General features: G+C 70.1%; 17 protein-coding genes and 1 riboswitch. Of the genes, 9 read left to right on the top strand and 8 right to left on the bottom strand.

All coding sequences use genetic code 11. The annotated features are described in order from the left end of the window. Positions 1–1,095, bottom strand: a complete 1,095-nt coding sequence (locus BR31_RS0115455) for a TDT family transporter (RefSeq protein ID WP_051637466.1) — start codon at positions 1,093–1,095, stop codon at positions 1–3. Between the two features lie 91 nt (positions 1,096–1,186). On the opposite strand from BR31_RS0115455, the gene BR31_RS0115450 reads away from it, so the two are divergent. The 3 genes from BR31_RS0115450 to BR31_RS0115440 are packed head-to-tail and all read left to right on the top strand — an operon-like array spanning position 1,187 to position 3,108. Next, positions 1,187–2,074 (top strand): LysR family transcriptional regulator, encoded by an 888-nt coding sequence (locus BR31_RS0115450; RefSeq protein WP_027501743.1) that lies wholly within the window; start codon positions 1,187–1,189, stop codon positions 2,072–2,074. Between the two features lie 8 nt (positions 2,075–2,082). After that, positions 2,083–2,319 (top strand): DUF167 domain-containing protein, encoded by a 237-nt coding sequence (locus BR31_RS0115445; RefSeq protein ID WP_027501742.1) that lies wholly within the window; start codon positions 2,083–2,085, stop codon positions 2,317–2,319. A 3-nt stretch (positions 2,320–2,322) separates the two neighbouring features. After that, complete coding sequence (locus BR31_RS0115440; protein WP_027501741.1) at positions 2,323–3,108, top strand: class I SAM-dependent methyltransferase; 786 nt, start codon at positions 2,323–2,325, stop codon at positions 3,106–3,108. Here BR31_RS0115440 and BR31_RS0115435 read toward each other — a convergent pair. Beyond that, entirely contained in the window at positions 3,105–3,569 is a 465-nt protein-coding gene (locus tag BR31_RS0115435) for a tRNA (cytidine(34)-2'-O)-methyltransferase (protein ID WP_027501740.1), read from the bottom strand. The two genes, BR31_RS0115440 and BR31_RS0115435, sit on opposite strands and share 4 nt — an antisense overlap. Positions 3,570–3,661: 92 nt before the next feature. On the opposite strand from BR31_RS0115435, the gene BR31_RS0115430 reads away from it, so the two are divergent. After that, a complete protein-coding gene (locus BR31_RS0115430; protein WP_027501739.1) occupies positions 3,662–4,072 on the top strand; it encodes a pyridoxamine 5'-phosphate oxidase family protein in 411 nt (136 codons plus the stop codon). Between the two features lie 84 nt (positions 4,073–4,156). Continuing rightward, entirely contained in the window at positions 4,157–4,765 is a 609-nt protein-coding gene (locus BR31_RS0115425; RefSeq protein WP_027501738.1) for a pentapeptide repeat-containing protein, read from the top strand. Here the strand turns inward: BR31_RS0115425 and BR31_RS28875 are convergent. Beyond that, entirely contained in the window at positions 4,762–5,238 is a 477-nt protein-coding gene (locus BR31_RS28875; RefSeq protein ID WP_081830509.1) for a winged helix-turn-helix transcriptional regulator, read from the bottom strand. The genes BR31_RS0115425 and BR31_RS28875 overlap by 4 nt on opposite strands. A gap of 87 nt (positions 5,239–5,325) precedes the next feature. On the opposite strand from BR31_RS28875, the gene BR31_RS31905 reads away from it, so the two are divergent. After that, a complete protein-coding gene (locus BR31_RS31905; protein ID WP_037176846.1) occupies positions 5,326–5,535 on the top strand; it encodes a tautomerase family protein in 210 nt (69 codons plus the stop codon). Between the two features lie 16 nt (positions 5,536–5,551). On the opposite strand, the gene BR31_RS0115410 is transcribed toward BR31_RS31905, so the two are convergent. Next, positions 5,552–6,073 carry a GNAT family N-acetyltransferase gene (locus BR31_RS0115410; RefSeq protein ID WP_197023628.1) on the bottom strand — a complete coding sequence of 174 codons (522 nt, stop codon included), beginning with the start codon at positions 6,071–6,073 and terminating at the stop codon, positions 5,552–5,554. Between the two features lie 32 nt (positions 6,074–6,105). On the opposite strand from BR31_RS0115410, the gene BR31_RS0115405 reads away from it, so the two are divergent. Together BR31_RS0115405 and BR31_RS0115400 are read left to right on the top strand one after the other, a co-directional pair. Continuing rightward, the gene (locus BR31_RS0115405) at positions 6,106–6,966 is read left to right on the top strand and encodes a bifunctional methylenetetrahydrofolate dehydrogenase/methenyltetrahydrofolate cyclohydrolase (RefSeq protein ID WP_197023627.1); all 861 of its coding nucleotides are present in this window, start codon (positions 6,106–6,108) and stop codon (positions 6,964–6,966) included. Positions 6,967–6,974: 8 nt separating this feature from the next. Then, entirely contained in the window at positions 6,975–7,286 is a 312-nt protein-coding gene (locus BR31_RS0115400; protein ID WP_051637464.1) for a DUF3017 domain-containing protein, read from the top strand. Between the two features lie 79 nt (positions 7,287–7,365). Here the strand turns inward: BR31_RS0115400 and metX (BR31_RS0115395) are convergent, their stop codons facing one another. The 4 genes from metX (BR31_RS0115395) to BR31_RS0115380 all read right to left on the bottom strand — a co-directional run bounded on the left by metX (BR31_RS0115395) (position 7,366) and on the right by BR31_RS0115380 (position 12,395). After that, the gene (metX, locus tag BR31_RS0115395) at positions 7,366–8,523 is read right to left on the bottom strand and encodes a homoserine O-acetyltransferase MetX (RefSeq protein ID WP_037176864.1); all 1,158 of its coding nucleotides are present in this window, start codon (positions 8,521–8,523) and stop codon (positions 7,366–7,368) included. 73 nt (positions 8,524–8,596) lie between these two features. Then, complete coding sequence (gene metX / locus BR31_RS0115390; protein ID WP_027501733.1) at positions 8,597–9,808, bottom strand: homoserine O-acetyltransferase MetX; 1,212 nt, start codon at positions 9,806–9,808, stop codon at positions 8,597–8,599. 98 nt (positions 9,809–9,906) lie between these two features. After that, positions 9,907–11,085: a homoserine O-acetyltransferase MetX gene (gene metX, locus BR31_RS0115385; RefSeq protein ID WP_081830507.1), complete on the bottom strand. Its 1,179-nt coding sequence runs from the start codon at positions 11,083–11,085 to the stop codon at positions 9,907–9,909. Positions 11,086–11,087: 2 nt separating this feature from the next. Beyond that, the gene (locus tag BR31_RS0115380) at positions 11,088–12,395 is read right to left on the bottom strand and encodes a bifunctional o-acetylhomoserine/o-acetylserine sulfhydrylase (protein WP_027501731.1); all 1,308 of its coding nucleotides are present in this window, start codon (positions 12,393–12,395) and stop codon (positions 11,088–11,090) included. Positions 12,396–12,531: 136 nt separating this feature from the next. Next, a riboswitch (SAM riboswitch) is annotated at positions 12,532–12,649 on the bottom strand. 181 nt (positions 12,650–12,830) lie between these two features. Between BR31_RS0115380 and BR31_RS0115375 the strand changes: the two genes are divergently transcribed. Continuing rightward, on the top strand, positions 12,831–13,317 hold a 487-nt coding region (locus tag BR31_RS0115375), incomplete at its 3' end, for an amino acid permease (RefSeq protein WP_027501730.1).

Below are 13,317 nucleotides of genomic sequence, written 5' to 3'. Positions count from 1 at the left end.
TCATGGGGCGGGGACGAGCAGTGACCTCGTCCACACCCCGCGCGCGGTGTTGGCGGCGACCACGGTCCAGATGCCGAGCAACAATGCGAACAGGGCCACGGAAAACCACTGGACGGCAACGGAATCTGTTGCCATCCCCAGCGCCCCCGCCCCGACCGCGCAGGCGCCGAGCGGGAACGTGAAGCTCCACCAGCTCATCGAGAAGCGGAGCCCGCGGCCTGCGGCCCGGAAGGTGAGCAGACAGGCGAAGCCGAGGACCAGCGCGCCGATGCCCGCGACCCCGGTGCCGTAGGCGACGCCGAACGCGCGGAGCCCGGCGGCCGCATCGGACGAGACCGCGGTGCCGGAGACCCGGCCGAGCAGATTCGCGGCGGCGATCGACTGCCCGATCACGCCCAGCGGGATCCACATCGTCGGGATCGCCTGCACGCCGGGCAGTCCCGCCTGGGCGAGGTGTCCGATCACCACCGCCATCGTCACGACGGCCGCGGTCAGTGCCATCGCGAACAGCGCGTAGCAGCCGAGCAGCATGGTGAGCCGGGCCTGACCCTCCGGCAGGTGGGGGATGAGCGCCGCCCCGGTGGCGGCGGACACCATCGGCGGCACGACCGGCATCAGCCACACTGGGCTGGGAGTGCCGCCGGACAGCATGCGCGGCGGCACGATGATGGCCGCGGTCACCCCGGCCACGGTGCCGAGCGCCCACAGGACCGCGGCGGCCACGACGGCGGAGGGGCCGAAGATCTCGGTGCCGACGCCGACGGCGCCGGCTCCGACGGTCAGCACGGCCATCGGCAGCGCGCCGTAGAACGGCGCCATCGCCGGATTGCGGGCGTAGCCGAGTGCCTGCTCGCGATGCCGCACCCAGTGGGCCGCGAACGCGACGGAGAGCAGCAGCAACACTGCGGTCGCCAGCACCCAGAACCCCCGCGCGATCGAGTCGCGGCCCGGCAGGTCCACCGGCAGCGAGGCCGCGCCGACCGCGATGATCCCCGTGCCCATCACCACCGCGAACCAGTTCGGCGTCAGGTGCGCCAACGCGGGGCTGCGGCGAGCGGTCGGTGCTGGGGCGGGTTCGCGGGCGATCGTGAGCATGATTAGAGACTGCCGCCCGGACGTCGGCGCCGGTAGACGGCTTGTCGTTGGCTTGTCACAACCTCAGGTTGTGACGGCCTATCCTGTTGGTATGCCGTTGTCCCCGCGCGTCCCCGAACTCGCCGCCCTCGACGTCCTGGTCTCCGTCGCCCGGCTCGGCAGCATGGGGGCCGCGGGGCGCGAACACGGACTCAGCCAACAGGCCGTCAGCGCGCGGATCCGCTCGGCCGAACGGCTGCTCGGGATCAGGGTGTTCGACCGCGCGACCACCGGCGTCACCCCGACTTACGAGGGCGGGCTGGTGCTGGAGTGGGCGGCGGGAACCCTAGCCGCCGCCGAGGAGCTGGCGTCGGGGATCTCGGCGCTGCGCGGCGAGCGCGAGGCCAACCTGACCGTGGCGGCGAGCATGACGATCGCCGAGTATCTGGTGCCGGGCTGGACGGTGACCATGCGGCGCAAGAACCCGACCGTGGTGACCTCGGTTCGGCTGCTGAACTCCACCGACGTCGCGGCCCAGGTGCTGGCGGGGGAGGCGGATCTCGGCTTCGTGGAGGGGCCGGACGTGCCGGCGGGGCTGCACGCGCGGGAGGTGGCGCGCGACGAACTGGTGGTGGTGGTCCCGCCCGGGCATCCGTGGGCGAGCGCGGCGCCGATCACCCCGATCGAGCTCGCCAGGACGCCGTTGATCCAGCGTGAGTTCGGTTCGGGCACCAGGAACACGCTCGAGAACGCCGTGCCGGGGTGCGTGAACCCGCTGCTCGAGCTCACCTCGTGCACGGCGGTCAAGGCCGCGGTCGTCGCGGGCAACGCGCCCGCCGTGGTGTCCTCGTTGGCGGTGGCGGCGGATCTGACGGACGGACGACTGGTGTCGGTCGAGGTGCAGGGCCTGCGATTGCCGCGCAGGCTGCTCGCGGTGTGGTCCGCCGACCGCGGCCTGCGCGGGCCTGCGCGCGACTTCCTCGACATCGCCGCGGGGTGAGGGCGCCGGTGTCCGGAACCAGGGTCGTCGCCGCGCAGATCAAGCCGAACAGCAAGAAGGGGCCGCTGGTCGAGACCCTCGAGGACGGCACCCTGCTGCTCTATGTGCGCGCGCCCGCGGTGGAGGGCAAGGCCAACAAGGCGGCCGAGGAGTTGCTCGCCGCTCATCTGGGCGTGTCGAAGAGATCGGTGCGGCTGATATCCGGGCAAACCTCCCGCCACAAGCGCTTCGAGGTGCAGGATTGATCCGTGTCCGAATGGGACGGTGAGGGGTACGCACAGGTCAGTGGTCTGCAGCGAACGCTGGCCGAGAGGTCGCTGTCCGGTCTCGAGCTGACCGGTGCCGAACGCCTGCTCGACGTCGGGTGTGGCGACGGGTTCATCACGCTCGCCCTGGCTGGGCGGCTGCCGAGGGGGTCGGTGGTCGGCGTCGACGTCTCGGCGGGGATGGTCGACAAGGCCCGGTCCCGGCCGGTCCCCGACGGGGCGACCGCGACCTTCCTCGTCGCGGACGCGCGCGAGCTGCCGTTCGAGGACGAGTTCGACGTGGTGGTCTCGTTCAACGCGCTGCACTGGGTTCGCGAGCAGCACCGGGCGCTGGCAGGCATCGCCAGGGCCGCGCACCCGAGTGCGCGGGTGATCATCCAGATGGTGTGCGCGAGCGAGCGGCCGAGCCTCGAGTCGGTGGCCATGCGCGTGTGCGGGGAGCAGGCGTGGGCCGAGTCGTTCGCCGGGTTCGAGGCGCCGTTCACCCACGTGGACCCCGCCGCGTATCCGGAGCTGGCCGCGTCGGCGGGCCTCGTCGTGACCGACCTGCGGACCTCGGATCTCGACTGGGACTTCGGGTCGAGGGAGGAGTTCTCCCGTTGGTGCGCGGTGGGTTTCGCGGCCTGGACCGCCCGGCTGGACGCGGACCGGGTGCCGCGGTTCGTCGACGATGTGGTTCGCGCCTACGAGGAGGTCTCGGGTGGCCCCGGCCTGTTCCGCTTCACCCAGATGCGGGTGGCCTTCGCGGTGGCGACCGCGACTCGCTAGCTGCCGCCCGCGAAGCCGTGCTGGCGCCACGCCTCGTACACGACGACGGCCGCGGCATTGGACAGGTTGAGCGAGCGCCTGCCCGGGACCATCGGGATCCGCAGCTGGGCGGTGACGTGCGGGTCGGCGAGGACCTCCTGCGACAGCCCGGTCGGCTCGGGGCCGAACAGCAGCACGTCGCCGGGTTGGTACTCGACATCCGCGAACGAGGTCTGCCCGTGCGCGGTGAACGCGTACACCCGCTCGGGTGCCAGCGCGGCCCATGCGGCCTCGAGGTTCTCGTGCACGGTGACCGAGGCCAGGTCGTGGTAGTCCAGCCCAGCCCGGCGCAGCTTCGGCTCGGACAGGTCGAAGCCGAGCGGGCCGACCAGGTGCAGCTCACACCCGGTGCCCGCGACAAGACGGATCGCGTTGCCGGTATTCGGTGGGATGCGCGGCTCGTGGAACATCAGTCGGAACACCGCATCAGCTTGCCATCGGAGGCGGCGGGCCGTTCAGCGCCCCGGGCCGCCCTGAGGTCGTATCGTCGATACAGACTCGATTGGAGGCCGACATGGAGATGCCACCCGAGGCCCGCCGGCACATCGCCGAGGATCACGTCGCCTGGTTGACCACCGTCACCGACAGCGGAGCGCCGGCACCGAACCCGGTCTGGTTCGTGCCCGACGGTGACGATCTGGTGGTGTTCAGCGCTCCCGGATCGCGCAAGGTGCACAACATCGCCGAGCGCCCGGCGGTCACCCTCAACTTCAACTCCGACCCGCACGGCACCGACATCGTCGTCATCAGCGGCACCGCGTCGGCGACCCCGAACAAGAAGTCGAGCGGCATGCGCGCCTATCTCGACAAGTACGAGGCCAGCATCACCGGCGAGCTCGGCACCACGGTCGAGGAGATAGACCGGGTCTACAGCACCGAACTGCGGATCACGCCGACCCGGGTGCGCCTGACGCCTCCCGCCTGATCGGCGCCGAGTAGCAGACCGGGAACGGCAGGTGCCCGGCCACCGGTGCCCCGCCGCGTCGGTGGGTGGGGGCAGGATGGCCGCATGGCACCGGAACACCCCGAGGAATTCGTCGGCGAGGACTTCGCGGACGCCCGACTGCCGCGTCAGAATTGGCACGATCGGCACTACACCGGCTGCAACTTCCGGGACGCGGACCTCAGCGAGTTGCGCACGGAGCGTGTCGTCTTCACCGACTGCGACTTCACCGGCGCGGACCTGTCCGGGTCACATCACACCGTGACGGCGTTCCGGTCCTGCACGTTCACCCGGACGCGGCTGTGGCACAGCGTGTTCCGGAGTTCGAGCCTGCTCGGTTCCGCCTTCGAGGACTGCCGCATCCGGCCGATCGAGTTCGACGAGGTGGACTTCACGCTCGCCTCGCTCGGCAAGGCCGACCTGCGCGGGGTCAACCTCACCGACTGCCGGCTGCGCGAGGCCAATCTCGTCGACGCCGACCTGCGGCAGACGGTGCTGCAGTCCGTCGACCTGTTCGGTGCCCGCACCAGCGGCCTTCGGCTCGAGGGCGCCGACCTGCGCGGCGCGCACGTCGACGCCTCGCTGTGGACCAGCGCCAAGCTGGACGGGGCGAAGATCGAGATGACGCAGGCGATCGCGATGGCGGGCGCGCACGGATTGATCGTCGAGCCCTAGCGACTCTCCTCCGCCACGAGGTCGGCGTCCTCGGTCGCGGTGGCAACCAGGTCCGCCGGTTCGGCGAGATGCCCGCAGTCGCATACGAGACGAGCGGTCACGGTCCCGCCACACCCGGCATGGTGGAACCGGAGAGCGCCGGTGTTCGCGTAGCGGTCGCCCCATTGCATCAAGGCGATCAGGGCGGGTAACAGTGCGCGGCCCTTGGGGGTGAGCACGTACTCGTCCCTGGTGCGTGAACCCTCCTCTCGATAGGGGCGCCGCTCGAGCAGCTCCTCGTCGACGAGCCCCTTCAATCGCGAGCTCAATGCGGCCTTCGGTATCTCGAGGTCCGCCCGCATCTCATCGAATCGCGTCACACCGTAATGCGCCTCGCGCAGCACGAGCAGCGTCCATCGGTCCCCGATCACGGTCACGGCGCGAGCGAGTCCGCAGTCGTCGAGCGGGACTCTCAGGGCGGGTCGGTCCGGCATGCGGCCAGGCTACCAAGGTTTGACTTTCAGACCCAGGTCCCGCCATGCTGGGTTTCGATATCAAACCCAGAGAGGTGGAGGCAACGCATGCCGATGGTCACGATCAAGACGATGCAGGGCAAGTCCCCGGAGGCGATCCGGAAGACCATGAGCGACGTGAGCAGGGTCGTGGCCGAGAACCTCGGCTACGACGCCGCCCACGTGATGGTGTTCGTGGAGGAAGTCGCCGACACGCACTTCCTGACGGCAGGACGGACCTGGGCGGAGCTGAAGCCCGTCCTGTACCCCGAGGGCTGACGGGACCGGGCCTGCCTCAGCGCACGAGCTCGCGCGCCAGCAGGTCCATCAGCAGCCCGTCGTCCCAGGTGCCGTTCTTGTTCTTCTCGTACTCGCGCATCACGCCGACGTCCTTGAAGCCCACCTTGCGGTAGCAGGCGATCGCGGGGGCGTTGGCGAGCTTCGGGTCGATGACCAATCGGTGGAACCGTTGGTCGTCGATGAGATGCGCGCACAGCACCCGCACCACCTCGGTGCCGAGGCCCCGGCCTTGCGTCCCGGACGAGAGGAACAGGTCTAGCCCGGCATGTCGGTAGTCGGGGTCCGGTTCGCAGTACCACTGAGCGAACCCGATGACCTGACCGTCCTCCAGCACCGTGTACTTGGTGGTGTCCGGTTCCTCGGCCTCGGGCCAGTCGTCGTCGGGAATCTGCCACCATCTGCGGACCTCGGGCTCGCGGTGGATCTCGCGCAGTCGGTCACGGTGTTCGGGGCGGATCGCGGTCAGCACCACCCGCGGGCCGACGAGATCGGGTGCCTGTTCGGGAGTCGTTGCCATGCCATCCAGTCTTACCTGAAACAATGGTGGCCGTGACTGCGACGATCCTGGATGGCAAGGCAACCCGCGACGAGATCTTCATCGATCTCAAAGCCCGAGTGGATGCGCTCAAGGCCAAGGGCATCACGCCCGGGCTGGGCACCGTCCTGGTCGGCGACGACCCCGGATCCGCGGCCTACGTGCGCGGTAAGCACAACGACTGCGCCAAGGTGGGGATCACCTCGATCCGGCGTGACCTGCCCGCAGACATCACCCAGGCGCAGCTCGAGGCCACCATCGACGAGCTCAACGCCAACCCCGAGTGCACCGGGTACATCGTGCAGCTGCCGCTGCCCAAGCACCTGGACGAGAACGCTGCGCTCGAGCGGATCGACCCGGGCAAGGACGCCGACGGACTGCATCCGGTGAACCTGGGCCGGCTGGTGCTGGGCAAGGAGGCGCCGCTGCCCTGTACCCCCCGCGGCATCGTGCACCTGCTCCGCCGCTACGAGGTGCCGATCAACGGCGCGCACGTGGTGGTCGTCGGCCGTGGCGTCACCGTCGGCCGGCCGATCGGTCTGCTGCTGACCCGTCGCAGCGAGAACGCCACCGTCACCCTCTGCCACACCGGGACCAAGGACCTCGCGGCCGAGGTCGAGCGCGCCGACATCGTCGTGGCCGCGGCCGGGGTGCCGGGGCTGATCACCGCGGACATGGTCAAGCCGGGTGCCGCGGTGCTCGACGTCGGTGTCAGCCGGACCGCCGACGGCCTGCGCGGCGACGTCGACGACAGCGTCCGCGAGGTCGCGGGATTCATCTCGCCGAATCCCGGCGGCGTCGGGCCGCTGACGCGAGCCTTCCTGCTGACCAACGTCGTGGAGCGCGCTGAGCAGCTCGCAGCGGGCTCCGAGTAGCACCGCCGATGACCGCGCAGACCTCCGCACCGACGGCGAACCGTTGGGTGCGCTTCGCCCGCAAGAACCTGCCGCTGCTGGCGGTGTTCGCGGTTGTGCTCGTCGCGGTGGTCTTCGTGCTCGCCGACCGGTGGCGGCGCGGTGCCTTCGTGTTCGGGCTGGCGACGCTGCTGGCCGCCGGATTCCGGCTGTGCCTGCCCGCCGAGCGGGTGGGGCTGCTGGCCGTGCGGGGCCAGCGCTTCGATGTCGGGGCGCTGACCGCGGTCGGCGGCGCCATCGTGTGGTTGGCGGTCTCGATCGATCCGTTGGGCACCGACTGAGCGGGTGCCGTGATCGCGGCGCCCGTGGTGTGGGCGCGCGGGTCGCGGTGCTGCCGCCGTTACGACGGCAGCACCGCGATCACGCTGCTGTGCTCACGCGGGTCGCCCTGGCCAGCGTCAGGGTCTCGTCGACCAGCGAGGTGACCCAGTCGACCTCGGTGAGGAAGCCGTCGTGGCCGGCGTCGGACCGCGCCACCCGCAGGCCGTCGCAGCCCGGCAGCAGCTCCGCCATGTCCTGGAGTTGGCGCAGCGGCATGATCCGGTCCGAGTCGATGGCGCCGACGACCACGGGGACCTGGCACGAGCCGAGCGCGGCCGCGATCCCGCCGCGGCCACGGCCGACGTCGTACCGGCTGACGGCCTCGCTGAGGACCACGTAGGAGCCGGCGTCGAAGGTCGTGACCAGCTTGTCCGCGCAGTACTCGAGGTAGCTCTGCACCGCGAACCTGCCGCCGCGCCAGATGTCCTCGCCGTGCTGGGTCGCGTTCTCGAACTGCAGGTCGAGGGCGGCCTCGCCGCGGTACGACAGGTGCGCGAACCGGCGGGCGATGCTCAGTCCGGAATCCGGGGTCCTGCCGGTGCCGTGGTAGTCGCCGCCCTGCCAGTTCGGGTCCGTGGTGATGGCGTCGATCTGGGTGGTCTGGCCGCCGATCTGGTCCGCGGTCGCGCGCGGGCCGATCGCCAGGGCAAGGGCCGAGCCGACGCGGTCGGGGTGCCCGACCGTCCACTCGAGGACGCGCATGCCGCCCATCGAGCCGCCGACGACGGAGGCGAACCGTCGGATGCCCAGTGCGTCGGCCACGGCGACCTCGGCCTCTACCTGGTCGCGGACGGAGATCAGGGGGAAGCGTGAGCCCCATGGCTTTCCGTCGGGGGCGAGTGAGCTCGGTCCGGTGGTGCCGCGGCAGCCGCCGAGCACGTTGGTGGCGAGGACGCACCATTCGTCGGTGTCGATCGGGGCGCCGGGGCCGACCATGCCGTTCCACCAACCGGGGGTGGCGTGCTGGTCGTCGGCCGGACCGGTGACGTGCGAGTCGCCCGTCAGTGCGTGCTCGACGAGCACGATGTTGTCGAGATCCGGGCTCGGCGTGCCCCAGCACTGGAGGGCGACGGTGACGTCCGGTAGCACGCCCCCGCCCTCCAGCTGGAGCGATCCGATGTTGATCTCGGTCAGACGCCCGTCCGTCGGCGGAAACGCGACGACGCTGCGGGTGCCCGGCTCAGCGATGACCGCCATCACGGTGGCGTCGGTCGGGAGCTGCTCGACGGGGGTGCTGAGGTTGATCGTTGGCGTTGACACGGCGCAAATGTTATCGATCAAGCGTCCAGGAGGAGGCCAATCCGGAAATCTCGCGCTGCCCTGATTCGGCTTGCCCGAGTGCGGCCCCGTTGCGGCCGATTCGGGCCAAATCCAGAGTCTCGCGGAGTAGTTTGGTCACCCATTCTGCCTCGGTGAGGAAGCCGTCGTGCCCATCCGCGGACCGCACCAATCGCAGGCCATCGCAGCCCGGCAGGTGCTGCGCCACCTCCTCGAGCTGGCGCAGCGGGAACAACCGATCAGAGTCGACGCCGCCGACGACAACCGGGACCGGAGTCGAGGCGAGCGCCGCCTCCACGCCGCCGCGGCCGCGACCGACGTCGTGCCGGTTGATGGCCTCGGTGAGGACCACGTAGGAGCCGGCTTCGAAGCGGGAGACCAGCTTGCGGGCCTGGTATTCGAGGTAGCTCTGCACGGCGTATCGGCCACCGCGCCACGGATCTTCCCCGGCCTGCGGTGCATTCCCGAAAGCGCCGTCGAGACCCGCCTCGGCGCGATAGGACAGGTGCGCGATTCTCCTGGCGACGCTCAGTCCGGCCTCAGGGGTCCTGCCGGTGCCGTGGTAGTCGCCGCCCTGCCAGTCGGGGTCGGCTGTGATGGCGGCGACCTGGGTGGTCTGGGTGCCGATCTGGTCCGCGGTCGCGCGGGCGCCGACCGCCAGGACCAGGGCCGAGCCGACGCGGTCGGGGTGGCCGACCGTCCATTCGAGGGTTCGCATGCCGCCCATCGAGCCGCCGACGACGGAGGCGAACCGTCGGATGCCCAGTGCGTCGGCCACGGCGACCTCGGCCTCGACCTGGTCGCGGACGGAGATCGCGGGAAACCGTGAGCCCCATGGCTTTCCGTCGGGGGCGAGCGAGCCCGGCCCGGTGGTGCCGCGGCAGCCGCCGAGCACGTTGGTGGCGAGGACACACCATTCGTCGGTGTCGATCGGGGCGCCGGGGCCGACCATGCCGTTCCACCAACCGGGGGTGGCGTGCTGGTCGTCGGCCGGGCCGGTGACGTGTGAGTCGCCCGTCAGCGCGTGCTCGACGAGCACGATGTTGTCGAGATCCGGGCTGGGGGTGCCCCAGCACTGGAGGGCAACGGTGACGTCCGGCAGCACGTCGCCGCTCTCCAGTCGGAGCGAGCCGATGGCGACCGTGACCAGTGAACCGTCCGTCGGGGGGAAGGTGTCGAGCGGTGGCGGGAGGGTGGTCGAAATGGGGTGGATCACAGTCGAACGCACGGCGCAGATGGTAGCGACCCCGCGCTCACAAAAATGGTGATAATGAAAATACGTTCGGCAGTGTGAGAATCGCCCTACTCGGCGGCGCCACGACCGGCCCTGGCCAGCGCCATGGTCTCGCCGAGCAGCGTCGTGACCCATTCGGCCTCGGTGAGGAAGCCGTCGTGTCCGTAGCGGGAGTTCACCACGCGCAGCCCGTCGCACCCCGGCAGGTGCTCTGCCAGTTCCTCCTGCTGCCGGAGCGGGTAGAGCCGATCGGAGTCAACGCCGCCGACGATCACCGGGACGGGGGTCGAGGCGAGCGCCGCCTCCACGCCGCCGCGTCCGCGGCCGACGTCGTGCCGGTTCATCGCCTCGGTGAGCAGCACGTAGGTGCCGGGGTCGAAGCGGGCGACCAGCTTGTCGGCCTGGTGTTCGAGGTAGCTCTCCACCGCGTACCGGCCGCCGTGCCAGGTGTCCTCGCCCGGCTGCGTGGCGTTGCCGAACCGGGTGTCGAGTTCGTCCTCGGTGCGGTACGTCAGGTGCGCGATCCGACGGGCGATCCCCAGTCCGGTGCGGGGCACCCGTCCGGTGCCGTGATAGTCGCCGCCCTGCCAGTCGGGGTCGGCGGTGATCGCGGCGATCTGCGTGGTCTGGGTGCCGATCTGATCCGCGGTCGCCCGCGCGCCGACCGCCAGGATCAGGGCGGATCGGACGCGTTCGGGGTGGCCGACCGTCCATTCGAGGGTCCGCATGCCGCCCATCGAGCCGCCGACCACCGCCGCGAACCGCTCGATGCCGAGCAGGTCGGCCAGCGCGAGCTCCGCCGACACCTGGTCGCGGATGGAGATCTCGGGAAAGCGCGATCCCCACGCCCGGCCGTCCGGGTCGAGCGAGGCGGGCCCGGTGGTGCCGCGGCAGCCACCGAGGACGTTGGTGGCGAGGACGCACCATTCGTCGGTGTCGATGGGGGCGCCGGGGCCGATCATGCCGTTCCACCAGCCCGGCGACGGGTGCTCGTCGTCCACGGGACCGGAGACGTGTGAGTCACCGGTCAGCGCGTGCTCGACGAGCACGATGTTGTCGAGGTCGGCGCTCGGCTCTCCCCACGCCTGGACGGCGAGGGTGACATCGGGCAGGACGACCCCGCTCTCGAGTTCCAACGGGCCGATGCCGATGCCCGTCAACCGCCCGTTCGGCGGCGGGAACCCCGCGAGGGACGGTAGGGGTCCCCGCGGAGGCCGCGCCGAACGGGCGTCTGACTCGGAGCGCACTGTCAAGATGCCGCCGCCGCGAGACCGGCCTCGAGATCGGCCAGGATGTCGTCGATGCCCTCGATGCCGACGGCGAGCCGCACCAGGCCCGGGGTCACGCCCGACGCCAGCTGCTCATCGGGGGTCAGCTGCGAGTGCGTCGTGGAGGCGGGATGGATGACGAGCGAACGCACGTCACCGATGTTGGCGACGTGGCTGTGCAGGGTGAGGGCGTTGACGAAGTTCTTGCCCGCGTCGACCCCGCCTGCCAGCTCGAACGCGACGATCGCGCCCGCACCCTTCGGCGCGAGCTTCTGGCCGCGCTCGTACCACGGCGACGAGGGCAGGCCGGCGTACGCGACCGAGGTGACCTCGGGCCGGGCCTGCAGGAACTCGGCGACCCGCTGGGCGTTCTCGACGTGCCGCTCGATGCGCAGGCTCAGCGTCTCCAGCCCCTGGCTGATGAGGAAGGCGTTGAACGGCGAGACCGCCGCACCCACGTCGCGCAGGAGCTGCACGCGGGCCTTGAGCGCGTAGGCGGGCGCACCGAGGTCGGCGAACACCGCGCCGTGGTAGCTGGGGTCGGGCGTGGTGAAGTTCGTGTGTCGGCCCTGGGTCCAGTCGAAGTTGCCGCCGTCGACGATGACTCCCGCGATCGCCGTGCCGTGCCCGCCGAGGTACTTGGTCGCCGAGTGCACCACGATGTCCGCGCCGTGCTCGAGCGGCCGGATCAGGTACGGGGTGGCGACCGTGTTGTCCACGATCAGCGGGATGCCGTTCTCGTGGGCAACCGCCGAGACACCAGAGATGTCGAAGACGTCGTTCTTCGGGTTGGAGATGGTCTCGCCGAAGAAGGCCTTGGTGTTCGGCTGGATGGCCGCGCGCCACTGCTCGAGGTTGTCCGGGTCCTCCACGAAGCTGACCGTGATGCCGAGCTTGGGCAGCGTGTAGTGGAAGAGGTTGTAGGTGCCGCCGTACAGGCGCGGGCTGGAGACGATGTGGTCGCCCGCCTCGGCCAGGTTGAGGATCGCGAACGTCTCGGCGGCCTGACCCGAGGCCAGCAGGAGCGCGGCAACGCCCCCCTCGAGCGAGGCGATCCGCTGCTCGACCGCGTCCTGGGTCGGGTTCATGATCCGGGTGTAGATGTTGCCCGGCTCGGCCAGTCCGAACAGCGCCGCCGCGTGGTCGGTGTTGTTGAACGTGTACGACGTGGTCTGGTAGATCGGCAGCGCGCGCGCGTTGGTCGTCGCATCGGACGTCTGGCCCGCGTGGATCTGCTTGGTCTCGAAGCTCCAGGCAGCGGGGTCGGTGACGGGGGTGTTCTCGCTCATGTGTTGTCTACTCCAAGAAATTGGGGGAGATCGGCGCAGCTCGGGCGCCAGGGGGCAAGACTGGGTCCTATCTGCGACAACAACACATGGTGAACCTCCGGTGGGTCGTGGCCCGCTTTGTGGGTCCGTCCCGACGGACCCGCGCTTGTCATCCGAACTTTTTCTCGGACAACCCGGTCATCACCCGGGGCACCCCACCGCGGATGGAGGGTTGCCGACCAGCTAGCCGGGGCTTGATGCTGGCACTCATGACCGCCCCCGATATTAGCGGCTCGGGTCGAGCGGTCGAAAGCGAGGTCGGCGTTTCGGCGTGGCGGAGGGGCCGCATGGGACCCGGCGACAGCGGGTGACCTGCATTACAGGGCTAGGCTGCGGGTCGCAATCATCAAGTCCGGGCATCGCCCGAGTTTCGAGTAGTTCGCAGGGAGACCGATAGTGAAAGCCGCCACAACGGCGCTGACCCGAGGTCTGACAGCACGCCACATCAGGTTCATCGCGCTGGGTTCGGCCATCGGGACCGGCCTGTTCTATGGATCGGCGGAAGCGATCAACCGGGCCGGCCCGTCGGTGCTGCTCGCCTATTTGATCGGTGGGGCGGCGATCTACATCGTGCTCCGCGCGCTCGGTGAGATGGCCGTGAGCAATCCCGTGTCGGGCTCGTTCGGTGAGTATGCGAGCAAGCATCTCGGGCCGCTGGCCGGGTTCATGACCGGCTGGACGTACACCTTCGAGATGATCGTGGTGTGCCTCGCGGATGTGACCGCGTTCGGCGTCTACATGGGGTTCTGGTTCCCCGACGTGCCGCGGTGGATCTGGGTGCTGGCCATCATCTTCTTCATCGGCGCGATCAACCTGCTCAGCGTCAAGGTGTTCGGTGAGGTGGAGTTCTGGTTCACCCTGGTCAAGATCGCGGCGATCGTGG

It is taken from the genome of Rhodococcus sp. UNC363MFTsu5.1, assembly GCF_000686785.1.
Classification (GTDB): domain Bacteria; phylum Actinomycetota; class Actinomycetes; order Mycobacteriales; family Mycobacteriaceae; genus Rhodococcus_G; species Rhodococcus_G maanshanensis.
Note: the sequence above shows the minus strand (reverse complement) of the source record. Positions and strands in the feature narration are given on the sequence as shown.